Genomic DNA, 18551 nt, shown 5'->3' on the forward strand with positions numbered 1-18551 from the left:
GAAGACCGACATGAACGTGACGCAGGATCTCGTCGACCTTGATGGCCATGACCAGCTGGCAGCGTTGATGGTAGCAAACCGCCATCCACCGATCGGAGAGACGCTTGAATTTTGGCTGGTCGAATTGGAGCGAGGACGCGTGGTCTTCGAAGGCTCACCATCGCGTAAGGTGTTCAATCCGATCGGCTCGGTTCACGGCGGCTATGCTGCCACCTTGCTCGACAGTGCCTGTGGCTGTGCCGTGCATTCCAGTCTTCCCGTCGGACAGGGCTACACGACGCTGGAACTCAAGGTCGCCTATCACCGCGCGCTCAGCGAAACGAGCGGCCCGGTTCGCGCAGAAGGAAAGCTGGTATCGCTGGGACGCCGTGTGGGCTTCTCCGAGGCGCGACTGGTCGATGCGCAGGGCAGGTTATGCGCCTCTGCTACCTCAACATTGCTGGTGTTTCCGATCAGGCGCGAAGAGCGCGAAGATTGATGTCCAGCGCTCCGGGCTGGCCACTTTTCCAGTCTGGCGCCAGCTCCTTTCGGTTCATTTTTCTTGCCCACGCCAAAGCCGACTATGGCACGCGTGCAAGGCCGGTACGTCCGTCCGCGACAAAAGCCGCAATTAGAGTGGCTATCTGGGAACGACGGCTTCGTCCCAGCCCCGGCCATAACCGGACTGACCGCTCGCAGGCGCGAGACTTTTCCAATTGAGCGGCTTGGATGGGCGCACAGCAGCCGCTACGCTGTAAGCCCTGGGTCCTTGCCGTTGCAAGGACCCAGGACAGTCTCAGATTTCAGTGCCCTCTGCGAGCGTCAAAGCATCCTCCACGTCCACGCCAAGGTATCTGACCGTGCTTTCGATCTTCGTGTGCCCAAGCAAAATCTAGACGGCGCGGAGATTTCCAGTCGCCTTGTAGATGATCGACGCCTTGGTTCGGCGCAGAAAGTGGGTGCCATAATCTTCGCCAGGCAGTCCGATCCCCGTGACCCATTCGTCAACGAGGCGAGCATATTGCCTGGTGCTGATGTGGGCTGCGTGATCGGTACGGCTAGGAAACGCAAAATCCTCCAAGGATCCACCTCTCAGTTCCAGCCATTTGAGCAGGCTCGCGCGAGCATCGGTCATCAGTTCAAACTGAACCGGTCTGCCGGTCTTTTGCTGTACGACCGTGGCCCGTGTGCGAATTTTCCGATCACAAACGATATCGCTGATCCTGATCTTCACCAGATCGCATCCGCGAAGCTTGCTATCGATGGCCAGGTCAAAGAGGGCACGGTCGCGGACCCGCCCATGCTGGTCGAGAAAGAAGCGGATGGCCCATATCTGACGGGGCTTTAGCGCTCGCTTCGCACCAACCTTGCGCCCGGCGTTCCAAGATACCCGCTCGCGAGCGGCGGGATCAAACTCTGATAATCCCATGACACATCTCCTATGGCCCTGACGGCCATAGGTAGAACGCTTCAGGAGATGCCGACCCATTGCAGACTCTCAGCGGTGATATTTCGCTATCGAGTTGCGGACGGGCAGCTTTTCATTTTCTGGAGGTCCCAGACTCGCCGATAGGGACCTCCGGCTTCAAAGCCCGGACCGCGCTGAAGCCCGCTTTCAACGCATCAAATTCTCCAGCGGAGACGCCAGACGTCCTGAGTGGGAATACATTATGTGGACCCCGGGAGCACTGCGCTCCTGCCAAGCACAATACGCTGACACTGTTCAGCTGCGAATGTGTGGCGCCGTGACCAATGAGGGCAACTGCGAGGTGGTGCAGGTTTTTTTTGCAGCTGCCCTCCGGTTAGTGCGATCAGAAGCGGAAACTGCTGGTCACCATGACGCTCTGGGTGTCGAACTTATCGCCACGATTGATGCTCGCCCCGCCCGAGGGGGTGATGCGGAAGGGATTGGTCGCAGGCGCGGTGCCAGCGCCCACATCGACGCGGTAATCGTCGGCATTGTAGCGGGTATAGAGGTAGCGCGCGCCGATCGAGAAGTTGCGCGCGACCTTGGCTTCAACGCCGCCGCCGACGTTCCAGCCCCAGGCATCTTCCTTGCGGTTCACTTCAGTGAAGCTGTTCGCCCCGTTGCTGGTGGTGAAGCTGTTCTGCACCTTGGCGTAGGACAATCCGCCAGTGACATAGGGCATGATGCCGCTGCGCGTGGTCACGCCCAGTCGGGCACGCAAGTTGCCGTTCCAGTCGATCTGACGGCGCATGGTGTAGTATGCCGGTGTCGTCGAGTATTCGCTCACCGCGTCGTCGATGTACGTCTTGCCTGCTTCGGCGACCACGCCTGCCACGATGCTGCCGAACTGGCGGTCGTAGCCGACATGGCCCATCCAGCTCAGTGCGTCCTTGTCGCCCCGGCAGCCGCTGGCCGGTGTCGATCCACGCGCTGCGCCGCCGCACGTGCCCGGCGAGAACGCGTTCGCACCAGTGGTCGTCGTGACCGTGTCGTTGAAGCTGCCGTCGGCATTGGTGTCGAAGCGAAGATGCTCGTTGTTGTCGCTCTTCTGGAACGTGTAGCCGATCGAGCCGCCGACATACGGGCCGCTCCAGTCCACCGCGTCCCCGTCCTGCGCAAAAGCTGGCGCGGTAAGAGCGAGCGCCATCGCGCCCAACGGCGCAAAGTACAGTGCCCTCATGGAAATCCTCCTTATCAGACGGCCAACTCAGCCGCTGTCGGAAGGGCAAACTGCGAGGGCCAAAGTTTGGTTGCGCCGGCTTACCGTGACGTTTTGTTGCCCATGTGCCATTGTGTGCACAGCCGATGGCACGCCTCAGCCGAACGTGAATGCGTAGGCCTGAACGCCCGGGTCGAGGAACTCGATCGCGAAAGTCCGCTCAGCCGTGCTGTCCTGCATCCTGATCAACTGGTAGAGCCGCTGGCCATCGACCACGCCGTTGCCACCCGGATCGACATCGGTGCCGTGGTCTGCGCCGGGCGCCTTGCCGTCGACGGTCACCCGGAACCGTACCCGTTGCCCCGACCGCGCCGGGCCGAGCACGAGATGTACGTCGCGCGCTTGAAAGCGATAGACGATGCGTCCTCCCGCAGCATCGAGCGATGCCTTTTCGCGACCGGCCGTCCATGTCCCGGCTAGGCCCCAGGCGTCGCGCTGCGGGGAGACGGGAGCGGCGTAGTCGTGACGGGCGTCGCGAACCAAACCGCCCGGCGAAGCGAACCGCAGCGCCTTTCCATAGCCAAGATAGGTTTCCGGCGATCGTGCCCTCCCCTGTCCCGCAGCGGCCCCGGCTCCGGTCGCCGACACGGTGACCGTCCCGGTATTGCCCAGCGCATTTCCGTTCTCCGCCAGCAGCCGCTGGATCACCCGTTCCGACTGCGCGTAATCGCCTTCGCCGAAGTGGTGGTAGCGGATGCGGCCCTTGCCATCGATGAAGTAGTGCGCGGGCCAGTAGCGGTTGCGGAACGCGCGCCAGACGTCGTGGTCGTTGTCGATCGCGACCGGATAGGCGATGCCGAGATCGCGCACCGCCTTGCGGACGTTGGCGGGGTCCTTCTCGAACGCGAACTCTGGCGTGTGGACGCCGATCACGACCAGACCCTGGTCGCGGTACTTCTCCGCCCAGGCCCGCACGTAAGGCAGCGAGCGCAGGCAGTTGATGCAGCTGTAGGTCCAGAAATCGACCAGCACGACCTTCCCGCGCAGCGATGCCGGGGTCAGCGGCGGCGAATTGATCCATTCGTTCGCTCCCGCCAGCGATGGGAACGCACCTTCGTCGGCCAGTTGCCCGCCTTTGCCCATCCCAGCCGAAGGCATCGCTTCGTCAGGATGGAAACGGTCGAGCAGGCCCTGTTCGAAACGCGCGGTGCCTGACAGCGAAAGGCGCGTCAGCAGTCCGGTGTCCAGCCCCAGCGCGATCGCGGCGACACCAACCAGAACGGCGACGCCCAGCACCTTGCGGATACGCTCACCCACGCCGATCGAGCGCTTCATCGCCGCGAAGACCTTGCCGCCCACCAGCAAGGCCAGCGCCAGCGAAGTCGCGGCGCCCGCCGCGTAAGCCAGCAGCAGCAGGCTCGTATGCGCGCTCGCGCCCTGCAGCGCCGCCCCGGTGAGCATGAGGCCAAGCACCGGCCCCGCACAGGGCGCCCACAGCAAGCCGGTGGCGACGCCCAGCAGGAGCGAGGCGAAGAAACTCGACGCGCCGCGATCCGCACGGTCCGCACGGTCCGCACGGTCCGCACGGTCCGCAGACTGCGACAGCCTTCCTCCCAATGCCACCAGCGGGCGCGTCGCCCGATCGGCAAGGGACGGAAACAGCAGCAGCAACCCGAACGCCGCAAGCACGGCCAGCGCTGCGATTCGGCCATAGGCGTTCGCCTGGACGGCCCACCCTCCGCCTACCGCCGCCAGCGTCGCGACGGCGGCAAAAGTCATCGCCATGCCCAGCAGCAACGGCAGCCCGCTGCGCAGAAATGGCTTGTCCGCGCGCGCGAAGACGAAGGGCAGGACCGGCAGGATGCAGGGACTGATGATCGTCAGCACACCGCCCAGATACGCCAGAAGGAAGAGGATCATGTGTTGTCGCCGCCTTGCCGCAGATGCAGAAGCGCGCGGCGCTCCGATGCGTCGGCGGATCCGGTGTTGCGGTTCATAAACGCCTCGGCACCATAATGATGCATGAATGACGCCAGCGTGCATCCTTTCGCCGGTTCGCGTCGTATATTCCCACAGGAACCACGAAGCCGGAAAGTCCCTGTCCATGAAGCGGATCACCAGCACCGCCATGCTCGTCGTCACCCTCACCGCAGGTATAGTGGGGGGCGCCGCGCTCCTGCGCCAGAACAGTGCTCAAGCCGCCGCGACCCAGGCCGTATTCCGCATCCCGGCACCGGCGTTCCAGGCCCCCGAGGCAGGCAAACGCGAAACCGCCGTTTTCGCGGGCGGGTGCTTCTGGGGCGTGCAGGGCGTGTTCCAGCATGTTCGGGGCGTCAGCAGCGCGGTATCGGGCTACGCGGGCGGCGATCGGGGAAGCGCGCAATACGCCGTGGTCTCGCGCGGAGGCACCGGCCATGCCGAGGCGGTGAAGGTGACCTACGATCCGCGGCAAGTCAGCTACGGACAATTGCTGCACGTGTTCTTCTCGGTGGTCGCAGACCCCACGATGCTCAATGCACAGGGACCGGATCGCGGCACTCAATATCGCAGCGCCCTGTTCCCCCAGGCAGACGGCCAGCGCGAGACCGCCGAACGCTACATCGCGCAACTGGGCAAGGCAGGCGCGTGGAAGCGCCCCATCGTCACGCGGGTGGAGCCGTTCAAGGGCTTCTACCCGGCGGAAGCCTATCATCAGGATTACCTGACCCTGCACCCGGATTCGGCTTATATCCGCCGCAACGACCTCCCGAAGGTCGCCGCGCTGAAAGTGACCTTCCCGGCGCTCTATCGCAGCAATCCCGTTCTCGTATCCGGGCCGGGCACAAGTTCTGCGCAGGATCGTTGATGCTTCGGCGTAGCAGGGACGAGACCGGCGAATGCATGAAGCGAACTCTGCGGCACGGTCGGAAAATCGGACAGTCCTGGTCTCGGCCATCCACCTTGCCGCCAGCGGCGATGCTGCCGGATTGCACCGCGTCTACGATCTCACCTCCGCCAAGCTGTTCGGCATTTGTCTTCGCATCTGCGCGGACCGGGAAGCCGCGGAGGATGTGCTCCAGGATGTCTACGTGAAGGTCTGGAGACGGGCTGCGTCGTTCGACGACACTCGGGCCAGTCCCATAAGTTGGCTCGCCACGATCGCGCGCAATGCAGCTGTCGACTGGCGCCGGGCCGAACATCGCCATGACGCCGTGCCCGACGAGGCGATGGCCGGAATCGCCGACGATGCGCCGCTGGCCGATGTGATTATGGAAGGCGATGAGGAAAGACGTAGGCTGCTTGTCTGCATCGAAGGCCTTCCCAGCGATCAGTCCGGGGCGATCCGCAGCGCGTTCCTTCAGGGCATGACCTACCAGCAACTGGCGGAGCGCAGCGGCACACCGCTCGGCACGGTGAAGAGCTGGATCCGGCGCGGCATGCTCAGACTGAAAGACTGCCTTGGCCATGGTTGACGCAGCCGAAGAACAGGATCGCGGTGCTCTCGCCGCCGAACTCGCGCTGGGGTTGCTGGAAGGAGCCGAGCGCGCACAAGCCTTACGCTTGTGCCTCTCCGACCCGGTCTTTGCACGCGAGGTGGAAGGATGGAGCACAAGGCTGTCGCCCTTGCTCGATACGCTCCCGCCCTCCCTGCCTTCGTCCCGGGTCTGGGATGCGGTCGCGGCGCGCGTCGGCGCGCGCCCGGAGGCGCCAAGCATGAAGCCCCTGCGTGTCTGGCGCGCGGGCGCGCTAATTTCGGGAGCCGTCGCGGCCGCGCTGGCCCTGTTCATCGTACTGCGCCCGGTCGAGCCACCGGCACGCATGCCGATGGCCGTCTCCCAACTCACGGGGAACGGCGAAGCGCAAGTTCTCGCCGTCAGCTACGACCCGCAAAATGGCATGCTGCAGGTCGGCTCGCTGGAGAGGCCCGGCGACGGCAAACGCCCCGAACTATGGATTATCCCGCAGGACGGCGTGCCACGCTCACTGGGCATGATGGCGCACGAAGGAGGCGCGATGCCCGTCGATCCCGCGATGCGTCCGCTCCTTGCTGCGGATGCGACGCTCGCCATTACCATGGAAGATCCCGCCACCGCGCCCCATGCCGCGCCGAGCAGCCTGCCGGTGATGACAGGAAAAATCTCGATAATCTGATTCCTTGCTGCATCCGGATCAGCGCGCGCTCCGTATCTTCGGGGCACTCCAAACACGAGAGTGCACGAAAGAGGATGCCTGACATGCAAGCATTACCCCGCAAGTTCGCCTCCGGCCTCGCCGCCGCCCTGTTGCTGACCGGAGGCGTGGCCATCGCGGCCAAGAACCCGATGGTGGGCGGCGCTGCGATGTATTCGACCAAGGACATCATCGACAACGCTGTTAACTCCAGGGATCACACCACGCTCGTCGCCGCGGTTAAGGCGGCCGGGCTCGTCGATACGCTCAAGGGCCCCGGTCCGTTCACCGTCTTCGCGCCCACCAACGCCGCATTCAGCAAGCTGCCCAAGGGCACCGTGGATTCGCTGCTGAAGCCTGAGAACAAGGCGATGCTCACGAAAGTGCTGACCTATCACGTCGTCGCGGGCCGCATGACAGCCGCCGACATCGCCGCCAACGCCAAGGCCCACGGCGGCAAGGCCATGCTGACGACGGTCGAGGGCGAGAATCTGACCGCCTGGAAGGACAAGACCGGAGCCTGGTGGCTAACCGACGCCAAGGGCGGCAAGGCGAAGATCACCATCGCCAACGTCATGCAGTCGAACGGTGTCATCCACGTGGTCGACACCGTGCTGATGCCCTGACCACGATTTCAACGACACATGGGGCTTGTGGGCCGTTGGCCCGCACCCCCATGTATCGCCTGAATAGTTCAAGCGAGGGGATTATAGAGGCCATGACGCCCAGCACTGTCTCCCTGAACCGCCGCGTCTTTACGGCAACGCTGCTTGTTGCAGGTGCAGTTGTACTGACCGGGGGCGTCGCTATCGCCGCTCCGGCGCAAGGCCTCAGCCTGCCGGACGCGGAATGGCGAAAACGTCTGCCCCCTCAAACCTATGCTGTATTGCGTCAGGGACGCACCGAGCGGCCCTATTCGAGCCTGCTGGTCAAAGAGCACCGTAAGGGTCGCTTCTTCTGCGCGGGCTGCGACCTGCCGCTGTTCTCGTCTTCCACCAAGTTCGATAGCGGAACCGGCTGGCCCAGTTTCTGGAACCATTTTCCCGGCGCGGTGCAGATCGTCACCGATCGCTCCATGGGCATGGTTCGCAATGAGGTGCGCTGCGCCCGCTGCGACGGGCACCTTGGCCACGTCTTCGACGACGGGCCGCCCCCTACCGAGCTGCGTTACTGCATGAATGGTGCTGCGTTGTCGTTCCGGCCCGCCTGACTCGCACCACCGGGATGGTCAGGTCTGCTGTCGGAATGGCCAGGCCGTAACATTCGCCGCCCATAGCGGCCACCAGATGAGCACCGGCTGAAAGGCGAGCCGCGGTAGGTGGTACGCAAGCCCGAGACCATGCTCAGGCTTCGCAAGGTCGAGCAGCATGTGCTGGACGTTCGCTGGCCACACGCACAGGGCGTAGGCCGAAAGACCGCATCCCGCAGCGATGCGGAGCCGGGGCGCCCAAGACTGCCCGATACCAGCAGCTCCAGCGATTTCCGCAAGACCGGTTAGCATTACAACCGAGGCAGGCGCAGGAACCCAATCCGGGACAATGGCGACGAATGGTGCCGGGATGATCAGATGTAGCGCACCGGCAAGAGCATACAGCATCGCCAGCATTGCACAGGAATATCTACGGACTCTCATGCGTGCATGATCGTACAAGCTACGGAATTAGTCACGAGCGGCATTGTCCTGCAGCCAAGGGTTAGGTGCTTGGCAGCCGCTCCTGCACCCGACCCTTGTCGGTCATTCGATGCAAAATTGTCGAACCTCAAATGCAGCCGGTCCGCTATCCGAAGACAGTTGTTCTGATAATAGATGTTCCGGCGCGACCCCCTTCCTCAAAACTGAGTTTTCGCTCATGCCGCGTGACAATGCAGTGAAAAAGTTGCTTGGGCCCACGATTTGATAGTGCCATCGATTCAATGGCATGGAAGGAAGCGCTGCTGGCGACGTGGCTCACGGGAACACGGCGACCACGCACGCCATCCGAGCCTGCAAGATAGCGAACTCGCGCATTTGGCCGGCGCTCTGGCGGCACCCTTATAAGTCCGGATCGAGCTTGCGCAGGATCGTGAGCGAGATCAGTTCGAAGCATGCCGGGATCACCGCTCCGCACAGGATGATGGCCAATCGCGCCGATGCGGGTTGCTCGGTTCCCGGCGTCATCCCCTCGACATAGCCGAAGACCGACAGCATCAGGCCCATTACGAAGATGGCGAGCGCGGACGACGCGGTTTCAAGGAACGAGACCGCGCCCGCGAACAACCCGCCGCGCTGCCGACCCGTCAGCTTCGCGTCATGCTCGATTACATCGGGCAGGAGCGACTGCGTGAGCATGTAGACGCCCCCTCCGAACACGCCGAGCGCGCAGGCCTGCGCCACCAGCAGCGCCGTGGAGTCGGCATTGAAAGCCAGCGTCAGGTGGAAGCTCGCAAGCCCCGCGAAGGCAACCGTCAGCGCCCGCCGCTTGCCGAACCGCCCCGCCAGCCAGACCCAACCCGGCTGCGACAGCAGCGACATGGCGACCAGCGCCAGCGTGAAGATGCCCAACCAGTAGTCCGATACGCCGATCACCCAGCGCGTCAGCATGGCCAGCGCCGCTCCGTTAAAGCCAAGGCCGAAATAGAGCGCCGCCTTAAGCGACAGCAGCGTCACGAAAGGCCGGTTGGCCAGCAGGCTGCGCCACTGCGCTCGTTCACCCGCTGGCGAGCGCGCAGGAAGGGCCGTGCGGGCGACACCGCGCGTCGCGATCACGGTGATGAGCGTACCGCAAAAGCACAGGCCACCCAGCCCCCAGCCGAGCAGCCCATATCCCATCGCTCCAGCCCCGACGGCAGCCAGCAGCATAGGACCGATCGAAGTCGCCAGTCCCTGCCCCACCGAGGAGAACGCCACGCGCCAGGCCATCATGCCGGTGCGGGCCTGAACGCTCGGCGTGACCTCGGGCGGCATCGCCAACCAGGGAATGGCGAAGACCATATAGCCCGTCGCGAACGCGAAGTACCCCGCCGCCGCCCACGCCATCCGCGCGGCGTAGGACGCCTCGACCGGGATGTTGAAGCAGGCGACCAGCGATGCCGCCATGGCCAGCCCACCCGCCAGCATCCAAGGGCGGCGGCGTCCCATCGGCGTGTCGATCCGGTCGGTCAGGTGGCCGATGCCCGGCGCGATCAGCGCGTCGTAGAACTTCGACGCGCCGATGATCGTGCCCACCAGCGCCGCCTCCAGCCCGACCGTATCGGTCAGGTAGCGGAAGAACAACACCGCGAAGGCGTTGAAGGCGATGGCCTGCGGGAACGCGCCGGATGCCCAAGCGATGCCCCGCGCGCCTGCGCGCTTGCTCACTTCAGGCCGTCCAGCAGGGTGTTGGCGAAGCGCACGTCGTCCCACTTGTAGTCCACGCGCCCGGTCCGGTACGCCACGAGGCCGCGCGACGGCACTATGTAGAGCCGCTGCCCGCCGTGTCCCTCGAAGTAGTAGAGGTCGTCAGCGTGGAACCCGGTATTGGGATCGCCCGGCTTTCCGTTCGGGTTGGCCACCTGCATGAACATCCCGAATGCTGGGCTCCGCGGCGCGGGGATGGCAAGCAGGCGCGCGTTGCGTTCGGAGAGGATGCGCCGCCCCGCGAACCTGCCCCCGTTCGCCAGCATCACGCCGATGCGCAGCCAGTTGCGCGGGGTGTTGACGAAGCAGCAGACCGTGCGCGCCTCTCCCCCTTCATGGTCCAGCGCCACCATCGCGTCGCGCAGGCCCAGCGGCTTCCACAAGTGGCGCGACAGGAACGCGGCGTAGCGCATGCCGCTGGCCGCGACGAGAACGTCGTGCAGGGCCTGCGCGTTCATGTGGTTGAACTCGAACGCCTCGCCCGGCGGACGGGCCAGTGGTGCGCTAGCGACGAATGGCTTGATGTCGAGCCCGATAAACATGTCGAGCACCGGGTTGTTGGGCTTGACCTCGAAGCTGCCGATGGCGAGCCCACTCTGCATCCACAGCAGGTCGCCCACCGTGATCGCCTTGCGCCCGTCGTAACGCCATGCGGAGATATAGCGCGATGCCGGATCGTCGAGCCGCAGATAGCCCTTGTCGACGCCGATCATCACCGCAAGGGCGAGCAGCCCCTTGGCGCTGGAATAGCTGTCGAACTGCGAGGCGGCCGAGAAGCCCGGCCCGTATTCCTCCATCTGCACTCTGCCGTGCGCATAGACCAGCAGCGCCATCGTGTGGGAGGCGTCTGCCTGCGCCTTCGCGGCGGCGAGCGCTTCAGGGCGGATGCTGAGATGATCGGGGCGCGCCGTGGAGAGCGGGCGGCCCGTCGCACCTTCGACCCTCTCGGTCGGTAGGTACTTGTCCCAGCGCGCCACGCGGTCGAGCGAGCCGTCCTGCGTGTCGAAGTTGCGCTTGTAGGCGGGCGGCATGTCTTGCGCGGCAGCGGCGCCTGCCGAGAGGGCGAGGAGAAGAGCGGCAACGGTCCTCATGCGACGGCTCCTTCGGGCTCGCGCTCAAGGCGAAACCGGGTCAGTAGCAGGATGCCCGCCAGTTCAGCCACGGCGGGCAGCACGCAGGCGCACCAGCGGATCGCCTCGATCGCCTGCGGCGGTTGCCCAGCCCGTCCCGCCACGCCCGCAAGGTAGCCGCCCGCCGACAGGGCAAGGCCGAGCACGAACAGCGCGAGCGCCGAAGATCCGGTTTCCAGCAGCGATACGACGCCCGCGAAGGCCCCGCCCCGGCGCAGGCCGGTGCGGCGGTAATCGTGCTCGATCACGTCGGGCAGCAGCGCTTGGCTGAGCATGAAGACGCCCCCTCCGCCCGCGCCCAGCAGCAGCGCCTGCACCATCAGTAGCGGCACCGAACCGGCGTTGAAGAACAGCGAGAGCTGCGAGAGGCCATGGAGTGCGAAAGCGCAGGCCAGCGCGCCGCGCGTCGCCAGCCTGCCGCTCAGCCACAGCCACACGGGTTGGGAGGCGAGTAGCGCCAGCGTGCTCACCATCGTGTAGATGCCCAGCCAGTAGTCGCTGAAGGCGAAGACCCAGCGCGTCAGCAGCGCCATGCCGGATGCGGCCACGGCCAGCCCGAAGTAGAGGCACACCTTCACCCCTACCAGCACCAGGAACGGGCGGTTGGTCAGCAGCAGCCCGAACTGCGCGCCCAGCGCCGGGCGGGCGCCGCTCTCGACCACCCGCGTGCGCGCGTGGCGGGTGAAGATCACCGTGCCGAGCGCGCCCGCCAGGCACAGCGCGCCCATCGTCCAGCCCATCGCGCCATAGGCCGCCGCGCCCATGCCAAGCGCCGCCAGCAGCATCGGCCCGCTGAGCGATGCCGCGCCCTGTGCCAGCGAGGAGAAGCCCACGCGCCACGCCATCATCTGCGTGCGCTGCCGCCCGCTGCCCGAAATCTCTTGGGGCATCGCCAGCCAGGGGATCGCGAAAAGCGCGAAGCCCGTGGAGAACAGGAACTGGCCAAGGCAGGCCCAGGCGATCTTGTGCGCCATGGGAGCATCGACCGGGATGTTGAAGCCCAGCACCAGCGAGGCGGCGGAGAAGACACCGCCCAGCAGCAGCCAGGGCCTGCGCCTGCCCATCGGCGTGTCGATCCGGTCGGTGAACCAGCCGATCACCGGATTGATCAGGGCATCGTAGACCTTGAACACGGCCATCAGCGTCCCCGCCAGCGCCGCCGCGAGCCCCACCGTGTCCGTGAGATAGCGCAGTACGAGTACACTGTAGGCGTAGATCACAAGGCTCTGGCAGAACGAGCCGGAGCCCCAGGCGATGGCGACGGACAGCGGGGCGCGCTGATCGGCCTCAGGCATGCTGCGGTTCGCCCGCGATCTGGCGTACCGCAGCAGCATCGCGATCGAGCGCGGCGACCTTGAGGCGCGGGATCAGTTCGTCCCCCGCCCGCAGCGCGTCCTCGTAAAGGTCGAAGCCGCGGAACAGCACCCCGGTCATGCCAAGGTCGTAGTAACGCATAATCGCTTCGGTCACTTGCTCGGGCGTGCCGACCAGCGAGGGTGCCATGGGGATGCCCTGCCGCTGCGGGCCGATCCACAGCCGTTCGTCCAGCACCGAGTCCGATCCGGTCAGCGCCCCGAAGCGATCCTCGTTCGATATGCCCGCCGCGTTGGAGAAGTCCTTCTCCGTGCGGCCACCGGGCTGGAACCAGCTGTTGCCGGTCAGCTTCAGGCGTTCTTCCCCATTGGCGACGAACTTGCGCAGGATCTCGCGCGCGTTGTCCCACGCCTCGCCCTCTGTACGACCAAGGATGTAGCGCACCGTACCCTGCGCCGCGATGGTGCGCCCGGCCTCGGCGGCCGATGCCCTGATCCGCTCGATCGCCGCGCCGGTATCGGCGAGCGATTCCATGCCGACCGCGTAAATATCGGCGCATTCGCCCGCGTACTGGATGGAGACGGGCGAGCCGCCCGCCCAGTAGACCGGGATTGCGGAGCGTTCGTAAGGTCCGATCTCGGGCAGGCTTTCGTTGAACCTGTAGAACCGCCCCTCGTGCGTGACCGGCTCCTTTGCGGCCCACATCCGGCGCAGCACCTCCACGAATTCACGGCTGCGGTGGTAGCGTTCCTCCTTGGTGAGGAAATCGCCGTCGCACTGGGTCTCGCGGTCGTTGGCGGCGGTGATGATGTGGATCGCGGCGCGCCCTTCGCTCAGGTGGTCCAGCGTCGCGAACTGGCGCGCGGCCATTGTCGGCGAAACGAAGCCGGGGCGATGCGCGACCATGAAACCCAGTCGCTCGGTCACGCCCGCCATGTAGGCGGCGACCGGCATGGAATCGGGCCAGTAGGAACTCTGCGCGATCAGCACGCGGTCGAACCCGGCCTGCTCGTGCGCCTGCGCATGGGAGCGCAGCACCGCCTTGTCGAAGACCTTGGGCGGCAGCACCATGTCCTCGTTGGACACGTGATGGGACATGATCCCCGTGATTTCGATGGGCATCGGATCGCGCCTTCCTGAAAAAAGATCACCCGGCCCGCCGAAGCGGACCGGGTGCAGTCATGGGGTCGCTCAGAAGTTGAAGGAGCCGCGGATGCCGACTGTGCGCAGTTCGCGCAGCTGGGCGACGAGGCCGCCGACCACCGACGGGTTCGGTGACGGGTTCACCGGCACGACAAGGCTGTTGTTCGAGACGTTGTAGTACGCCTTGTTGTCGAACAGGTTCGTGATGAACGCCTCGATCCGGTAGGTGTCGTTGCCCACGCCCGCGCGCAGGTTCACCTGGGTCATGTCGGGCGAGCGCACGATGTTCGAGATGTCGGTGTACGAACCGGACTTGTAGACGAAGTCCGCTCGCGCGAAGCCGTCCAGCTTGTCGGTGAGCGGCGCGTTGTAGCTGAGCGCCGCCGTGCCCGACCACTTGGAGGTGAAGGGGCTTTCCTTGCCGCGGAAGTCGGTCATCCCGGTCAGCGCGGTAGCGGCGGTATTGGTGCCGGCGCGGACCTTGCTGTCGATGTAGGCGCCCGTCAGGTCCAGCGTCACCGCCCGCGACAGGCGTGCCGAGACGTTGGCCTCGATACCCTTCACCCGCGTCTTGCCGGTATTGGTCTGGCCCGAGACCTGCAGCTGGCGCACGCCGGTGCCGTCGGTATCGACGAAGATCACGGTCGACTGGTTCTGGATCTGGTTGGTCCAGTCGGCCCAGAACGCGGCAAGGTCATAGGTGACGATGTTGCCGAAGAGCTGGCCCTTCGCGCCGATCTCGTAGTTGGTGATCTTCTCGGGATCGACCTGCACCGAGTAACCCAGGCGCTCCGCCTCGGCGACGACCGGCGGCAGCGAGGTGATGAACAGCGTGTTGAACGCGCCCGGGTTCACGCCCTTGGAATAGGAGGCATAGACCATGCTGCTGCCGAAATCGTACTTGGCGATGACGCGCGGCAGGAAGTTCTTGTAAGTGCCCTTGGCGATGCGCTCGTCCTCGGCATAGAAGCCCGCCGGGATGGTCGCCCCGCTCGAGTTCGCGCCGCCTTCGCCCGCGTAGGCATAGAGTTTGTCAATCTGGTAGCGCCCGTCGAACGCCAGCGAGAATTCGGGCGTGAAATCGTAGCTGACGTTGGCGAAGGCGCCCAGCGTGCGCGACTGGGTGGCGCCGCTGCGACGGGCGCCGATGATGCTGGGGCTGCCGTTGGAACCCTGCTGGCGGGCATTGAGATAGCTGCCGCCGAAAGCCGCGTGCAGCTTGCCGCCGTTGTCGTAGCTCAGGCGCACTTCCTGCGAGAAGTCCCGGCTTTCGGCCTCGACGAGGAACAGGAAGTTGTAGAACCCTTCGCGGTAGTACGCGCCGGTCCCGGCGAAGCTGCTGCCGTTGAAGTTGTCGAGATCGCCCAGCTCGCTCTTCTGCTCACGGTTCCAGCCGCTCAGCGAGCGGACCGAGAAGCCGCTGTCGCCGATTTCCCAGTTCACGTCGAGATGCAGGTGGTAGTAGTCATTGATGAGGCCGTAGCCCTTGAGCTTGTTCGGAAACAGGCGGCCCGCCGGATTGTTGACGAAGTCGACCACCTGCTTGGTATTGGCGGTGTTCGCCTGCGGGGCCAGCGACGAAAGCGAAGGCGCGACGCCGCAGAAGAAGCGGGTGGTGCGGCCGCTCGAACCCGTCACGTTGCAGTTCGACTGGTCCTCGCGAACGAGGTTGCCCTGCGGATCGCGCAGCGCGTAGGCACTGATGTAGCCGTTGGCGGGCGGGCCGTCCTTCAGTTGCGAATAGAGGCCGAAGCCCTTGATCGTCAGGCTATCGGTCGGCTTGAAGGTCAGCTGCAACGTGGCCGCCTTGGACGACTGGTCGCCCAGCGTCTCGTTGGGGTTGGCCGCGTTCTTGTAAGAACCGTGCTTGCCAAAAGCGCGCGCAGTTGCGCGGAAGCTCAGCACGTCGCCCAGCAACGGACCGCTGAGTTCGCCCGAGACGTCGTAGTTGGCTCGGGTGCCGGCCATGCCGCTCAGCGATCCGGACAGAGTGTCGCTGGCTTCCTTGGTAACAATGTTGATAGCGCCTGCGAAGGTCTGACGGCCGAAGGTGGCCGATTGAGGTCCCTTGAGCACTTCGATGCGCGCCGGGTTGGTGATCGTCTGGAGCGCGGTCGCCTGCGTGACCGGAACGCCGTCGATGAACATTGAGGTCGTCTGCGCGGAGGAGGTCGAAGGCTGCATGCCGCGCAGGATGACGCCCACGAACGAACGGTCGGCGCGCGCGCCGCCGCCGGTCGCCTGACCGACGATGTTCATGCCGGGTACGAAAGTACCGAGGTCCTGCAGGTTCTTCACGCCGCGCTGCTCCAACGCCTCGCTGGTGAGGGCGGTGATCGCGATCGGCGTGTCGAGGATGCGCTCCTCGCGTCGGCGTGCAGTGACTACGATGTCGCCATCTGCAGACGTGCTGTCCGCAGCGGGCCGGGTATCAGCACTCTGAGCCTGCGCCATCTGCGGCCAAGCGATCAGGGTCGAAGCCCCTGCCATCAACGCCGATACGCACGCCAGCATCTTGCGATCGGACGATTTACGAACTCTGGTCAATTTCACACCCCTCATGAACCGGACAGCACTCCACACCCCGCACAGGCGAGTGGACGTAGCTGCAATTGAAATGATGGCCTGTCCGGATCGAACGTCGGATCAGTACCCCGTGCCTCCTGACCAGTATCTGGCTTGATTATCTTATTCCGCATCCAGTCTCATGGAAGCCGGAATAAGCAGTGCACCAATATCGGATATTAGTGGATTAGTGCGATGCATATAAGGCTTGCGCCTGATTTGCATCGTTCCTGACAAAGAACCAGTGACTAAGGCCGCCCCGCCAGCCGCAGGTCGTCCACAAACGCCAACCTGATTGTTGTCGACCGATCTGAACAGCACCCAAAATTCAGCCAGTGATAAACAAGATCTATCCTTGTCTATCACCCAAGCCAGCGTCGTCGAATCAGGCCGAGCGCGCTGCCATCTTGAGCCATGCGTATCGTGGACGAAGCGAATCTGCGTAAGCATCTACTTATGAACGGTTTTCTTAACTTACGGGAGGCGGTGGATGGGCCGCTTTGTCGAGAGGGTAACCCGCCTAGGAGAGAACCGAGGGCAGTCGTGCAAATCGCGCAGTTCCAGCAAACATCAAGGGGCTACGTCTTACCGATCAGCATGAAGCTGCGGACGAACCTAGGAATCCTGTTTAGTATGCGGTGTCGACCACTTCCTGCCTTCCACCTGCCTGTGAGGCACGCCCGGAACCTGACCGGCAGCTTTCTCAATATCTTTGGTTGGCGGCGTCAGACTGTACGGTTCCAACGCCGCCGTTCTCGTCACGCCGCGACGAAGCCGCCGTCCACCAACAGTTCTTCCCCGCCGACGAAGCTGCTCTCATCAGACGCCAAAAAGAGCACCGCCTTCGCGATTTCTTCTGTCCTGCCCAGCCGGCCGAACGGGATGGTCTGCTTCATCCAGCCCTCGACCCCCTCATTGGCCTCCAGGTAGCGCTGCATCCCCGGTGTCAGCACCATCCCCGGCGACACAGTGTTCACGCGGATGCCCCGGCTTTTAAGGTCGGTAGTCCAGGTGCGGGCAAGGGAGCGGATGGCCGCTTTGGTCGCACTATAGATAGACAGCGCCGGGAAGCCCTTGCTCCCCGCGCCCGACCCCATCAGCACGATCGCGCCGCCGTCGCTCATGAGCGGCAGAGCCTTTTGCACGGTGAAGACCGTGCCTTTGACGTTTATGTCGAAAACGCGGTCGAAGTGATCTTCCTCGATGGCACCGATGGGCGCGGATTCAGACACACCCGCATTGGCAAAGACCACGTCTACGCGGCCGTGATTGCCGGCGATTTGCGCATAAAGCTGATCGAGTGCGGTGAGATCGCTGATGTCACCCTGCACGCCGATCACGCCATGGCCAATCTCCAACAGCGCTTCGTCGAGTCGCTCCTTGCTTCGTCCCGTGACGTAAACGACGGCACCTTCAGCGGCAAAGGCCTTCGCCGTCGTCAGGCCGATGCCATCCGTTCCGCCCGTGACCACCACAATTTTGTTTTCGAACCGTTTCGCCATGTCGCCTTGCCCATTTCGCACAACTGGAGGATTGCTCCACTTTCTATATGGAGCTATTCTCCACTTAGCAAGACCGAGCGAGACTGATGCCTTTGACCAATGCCCCCTCTCTGCGGGCTGATGCCCAGAAAAACCGTGACCGCATCCTTGCAGCGGCAGAAACGGTGTTTCTCGAAAAGGGGGCAAGCGCCTCTCTTGATGATGTTGCCAGAACAGCGGAAGTTGGGATTGGCACGCTCTACCGGCGCTTTCCGACACGGGAGGATCTGCTGGCCGCGACCTACAGCGCCCGCTTCCTCGCGCTCGCCAAGGCGAGCAGGGAAGAGGCCGGTGATCTGAGCCCGCTGAGCGCGATGCGCGCTTATCTGGAGGAACTGATCCGGCAGACCAATTTCTATCGTGGGCTGGCGACGTCGCTCGAAACGGTGCTCCAGATTGGAACGCCCGGATGCCTCGCCACGACGGAGGAAGGGATGCGCCTGCTGGACCGGGCGCAGCAGGCAGGCGCCGTCAGCAGCAAGGTTGGTTTTGACGACCTCATCTGCGTGGCGACCGCAATCTCTCTCGCCACCGAGCGGGAAGGCCCGGCATGCACGCGCATTGCGCATCTCGTCGATATATTCATAAACGGGATCGGCCAGCGCTGACCGCTCAAAGTCTCGCATTTGCAAGCGAGGATGCCGTGTTTTCAACGAGCCGCCGGCGGCGGCAGTCGACCCATTCCGGCCGTTCGGCCCCTGATTCTCCGTTCCCAATTGCCGCCCGT

16 protein-coding genes and 1 pseudogene are annotated in these 18551 nt (G+C 64.3%); 7 read left to right on the plus strand and 10 right to left on the minus strand.

Annotated elements, in window-relative coordinates; genetic code table 11:
• The first annotated feature begins 10 nt into the window (after positions 1-10).
• Complete coding sequence (locus QRN25_RS12365; RefSeq protein WP_285019738.1) at positions 11-478, plus strand: PaaI family thioesterase; 468 nt, start codon at positions 11-13, stop codon at positions 476-478.
• Positions 479-775: 297 nt separating this feature from the next.
• On the opposite strand, the pseudogene QRN25_RS12370 reads toward QRN25_RS12365, so the two are convergent.
• From QRN25_RS12370 to QRN25_RS12380, 3 genes and pseudogenes are all read right to left on the minus strand, one after another.
• A pseudogene (locus QRN25_RS12370) lies at positions 776-1408 on the minus strand (tyrosine-type recombinase/integrase).
• A 382-nt stretch (positions 1409-1790) separates the two neighbouring features.
• Complete coding sequence (locus QRN25_RS12375) at positions 1791-2627, minus strand: outer membrane protein (RefSeq protein ID WP_285019739.1); 837 nt, start codon at positions 2625-2627, stop codon at positions 1791-1793.
• A gap of 135 nt (positions 2628-2762) precedes the next feature.
• A complete protein-coding gene (locus QRN25_RS12380) occupies positions 2763-4526 on the minus strand; it encodes a cytochrome c biogenesis protein DipZ (protein WP_285019740.1) in 1764 nt (587 codons plus the stop codon).
• A gap of 184 nt (positions 4527-4710) precedes the next feature.
• Between QRN25_RS12380 and msrA the strand changes: the two genes are divergently transcribed.
• The 5 genes from msrA to msrB all read left to right on the plus strand — a co-directional run bounded on the left by msrA (position 4711) and on the right by msrB (position 7965).
• Complete coding sequence (msrA, locus tag QRN25_RS12385; RefSeq protein WP_285019741.1) at positions 4711-5451, plus strand: peptide-methionine (S)-S-oxide reductase MsrA; 741 nt, start codon at positions 4711-4713, stop codon at positions 5449-5451.
• Positions 5452-5482: 31 nt separating this feature from the next.
• Positions 5483-6058, plus strand: coding sequence for a sigma-70 family RNA polymerase sigma factor (locus tag QRN25_RS12390; RefSeq protein WP_285019742.1), 576 nt, complete (start codon positions 5483-5485; stop codon positions 6056-6058).
• On the plus strand, positions 6051-6737 hold the full coding sequence (locus tag QRN25_RS12395; protein ID WP_285019743.1) for an anti-sigma factor: 687 nt from the start codon (positions 6051-6053) through the stop codon (positions 6735-6737). Before QRN25_RS12390 ends, QRN25_RS12395 begins: the two co-directional genes overlap by 8 nt.
• Positions 6738-6820: 83 nt before the next feature.
• Positions 6821-7381 carry a fasciclin domain-containing protein gene (locus QRN25_RS12400; protein ID WP_285019744.1) on the plus strand — a complete coding sequence of 187 codons (561 nt, stop codon included), beginning with the start codon at positions 6821-6823 and terminating at the stop codon, positions 7379-7381.
• Between the two features lie 92 nt (positions 7382-7473).
• A complete protein-coding gene (gene msrB / locus QRN25_RS12405; protein WP_285019745.1) occupies positions 7474-7965 on the plus strand; it encodes a peptide-methionine (R)-S-oxide reductase MsrB in 492 nt (163 codons plus the stop codon).
• Positions 7966-7983: 18 nt separating this feature from the next.
• Here the strand turns inward: msrB and QRN25_RS12410 are convergent, their stop codons facing one another.
• The 7 genes from QRN25_RS12410 to QRN25_RS12440 all read right to left on the minus strand — a co-directional run bounded on the left by QRN25_RS12410 (position 7984) and on the right by QRN25_RS12440 (position 17785).
• Entirely contained in the window at positions 7984-8388 is a 405-nt protein-coding gene (locus QRN25_RS12410) for a DoxX family protein (RefSeq protein ID WP_285019746.1), read from the minus strand.
• Positions 8389-8787: 399 nt separating this feature from the next.
• Positions 8788-10092, minus strand: coding sequence for an MFS transporter (locus QRN25_RS12415; RefSeq protein ID WP_285019747.1), 1305 nt, complete (start codon positions 10090-10092; stop codon positions 8788-8790).
• A complete protein-coding gene (locus tag QRN25_RS12420) occupies positions 10089-11222 on the minus strand; it encodes a serine hydrolase domain-containing protein (RefSeq protein ID WP_285019748.1) in 1134 nt (377 codons plus the stop codon). The genes QRN25_RS12415 and QRN25_RS12420 overlap by 4 nt, the downstream gene beginning before the upstream one ends.
• A complete protein-coding gene (locus QRN25_RS12425) occupies positions 11219-12556 on the minus strand; it encodes an MFS transporter (protein ID WP_285019749.1) in 1338 nt (445 codons plus the stop codon). Before QRN25_RS12425 ends, QRN25_RS12420 begins: the two co-directional genes overlap by 4 nt.
• Positions 12549-13697: an LLM class flavin-dependent oxidoreductase gene (locus QRN25_RS12430; protein WP_285019750.1), complete on the minus strand. Its 1149-nt coding sequence runs from the start codon at positions 13695-13697 to the stop codon at positions 12549-12551. Before QRN25_RS12430 ends, QRN25_RS12425 begins: the two co-directional genes overlap by 8 nt.
• 69 nt (positions 13698-13766) lie before the next feature.
• A complete protein-coding gene (locus QRN25_RS12435) occupies positions 13767-16265 on the minus strand; it encodes a TonB-dependent receptor (RefSeq protein WP_285019751.1) in 2499 nt (832 codons plus the stop codon).
• A 776-nt stretch (positions 16266-17041) separates the two neighbouring features.
• Positions 17042-17785 carry an SDR family NAD(P)-dependent oxidoreductase gene (locus tag QRN25_RS12440; RefSeq protein ID WP_285019752.1) on the minus strand — a complete coding sequence of 248 codons (744 nt, stop codon included), beginning with the start codon at positions 17783-17785 and terminating at the stop codon, positions 17042-17044.
• 86 nt (positions 17786-17871) lie between these two features.
• Between QRN25_RS12440 and QRN25_RS12445 the strand changes: the two genes are divergently transcribed.
• Positions 17872-18432 carry a TetR/AcrR family transcriptional regulator gene (locus tag QRN25_RS12445; RefSeq protein WP_285019753.1) on the plus strand — a complete coding sequence of 187 codons (561 nt, stop codon included), beginning with the start codon at positions 17872-17874 and terminating at the stop codon, positions 18430-18432.
• Positions 18433-18551 lie beyond the last annotated feature (119 nt).

The sequence above is a fragment of the Novosphingobium sp. fls2-241-R2A-195 genome (genome assembly GCF_030209485.1).
Lineage (GTDB): Bacteria > Pseudomonadota > Alphaproteobacteria > Sphingomonadales > Sphingomonadaceae > Novosphingobium > Novosphingobium resinovorum.

What these genes read in the sequence shown, in the direction of transcription:
- QRN25_RS12365 (WP_285019738.1), top strand. Translation starts at nt 11, where the DNA reads ATGAACGTGACGCAGGATCTCGTCGACCTTGATGGCCATGACCAGCTG.
- QRN25_RS12375 (WP_285019739.1), bottom strand. Translation starts at nt 2,627, where the DNA reads ATGAGGGCACTGTACTTTGCGCCGTTGGGCGCGATGGCGCTCGCTCTT.
- QRN25_RS12380 (WP_285019740.1), bottom strand. Translation starts at nt 4,526, where the DNA reads ATGATCCTCTTCCTTCTGGCGTATCTGGGCGGTGTGCTGACGATCATC.
- msrA (WP_285019741.1), top strand. Translation starts at nt 4,711, where the DNA reads ATGAAGCGGATCACCAGCACCGCCATGCTCGTCGTCACCCTCACCGCA.
- QRN25_RS12390 (WP_285019742.1), top strand. Translation starts at nt 5,483, where the DNA reads ATGCATGAAGCGAACTCTGCGGCACGGTCGGAAAATCGGACAGTCCTG.
- QRN25_RS12395 (WP_285019743.1), top strand. Translation starts at nt 6,051, where the DNA reads ATGGTTGACGCAGCCGAAGAACAGGATCGCGGTGCTCTCGCCGCCGAA.
- QRN25_RS12400 (WP_285019744.1), top strand. Translation starts at nt 6,821, where the DNA reads ATGCAAGCATTACCCCGCAAGTTCGCCTCCGGCCTCGCCGCCGCCCTG.
- msrB (WP_285019745.1), top strand. Translation starts at nt 7,474, where the DNA reads ATGACGCCCAGCACTGTCTCCCTGAACCGCCGCGTCTTTACGGCAACG.
- QRN25_RS12410 (WP_285019746.1), bottom strand. Translation starts at nt 8,388, where the DNA reads ATGAGAGTCCGTAGATATTCCTGTGCAATGCTGGCGATGCTGTATGCT.
- QRN25_RS12420 (WP_285019748.1), bottom strand. Translation starts at nt 11,222, where the DNA reads ATGAGGACCGTTGCCGCTCTTCTCCTCGCCCTCTCGGCAGGCGCCGCT.
- QRN25_RS12425 (WP_285019749.1), bottom strand. Translation starts at nt 12,556, where the DNA reads ATGCCTGAGGCCGATCAGCGCGCCCCGCTGTCCGTCGCCATCGCCTGG.
- QRN25_RS12430 (WP_285019750.1), bottom strand. Translation starts at nt 13,697, where the DNA reads ATGCCCATCGAAATCACGGGGATCATGTCCCATCACGTGTCCAACGAG.
- QRN25_RS12440 (WP_285019752.1), bottom strand. Translation starts at nt 17,785, where the DNA reads ATGGCGAAACGGTTCGAAAACAAAATTGTGGTGGTCACGGGCGGAACG.
- QRN25_RS12445 (WP_285019753.1), top strand. Translation starts at nt 17,872, where the DNA reads ATGCCTTTGACCAATGCCCCCTCTCTGCGGGCTGATGCCCAGAAAAAC.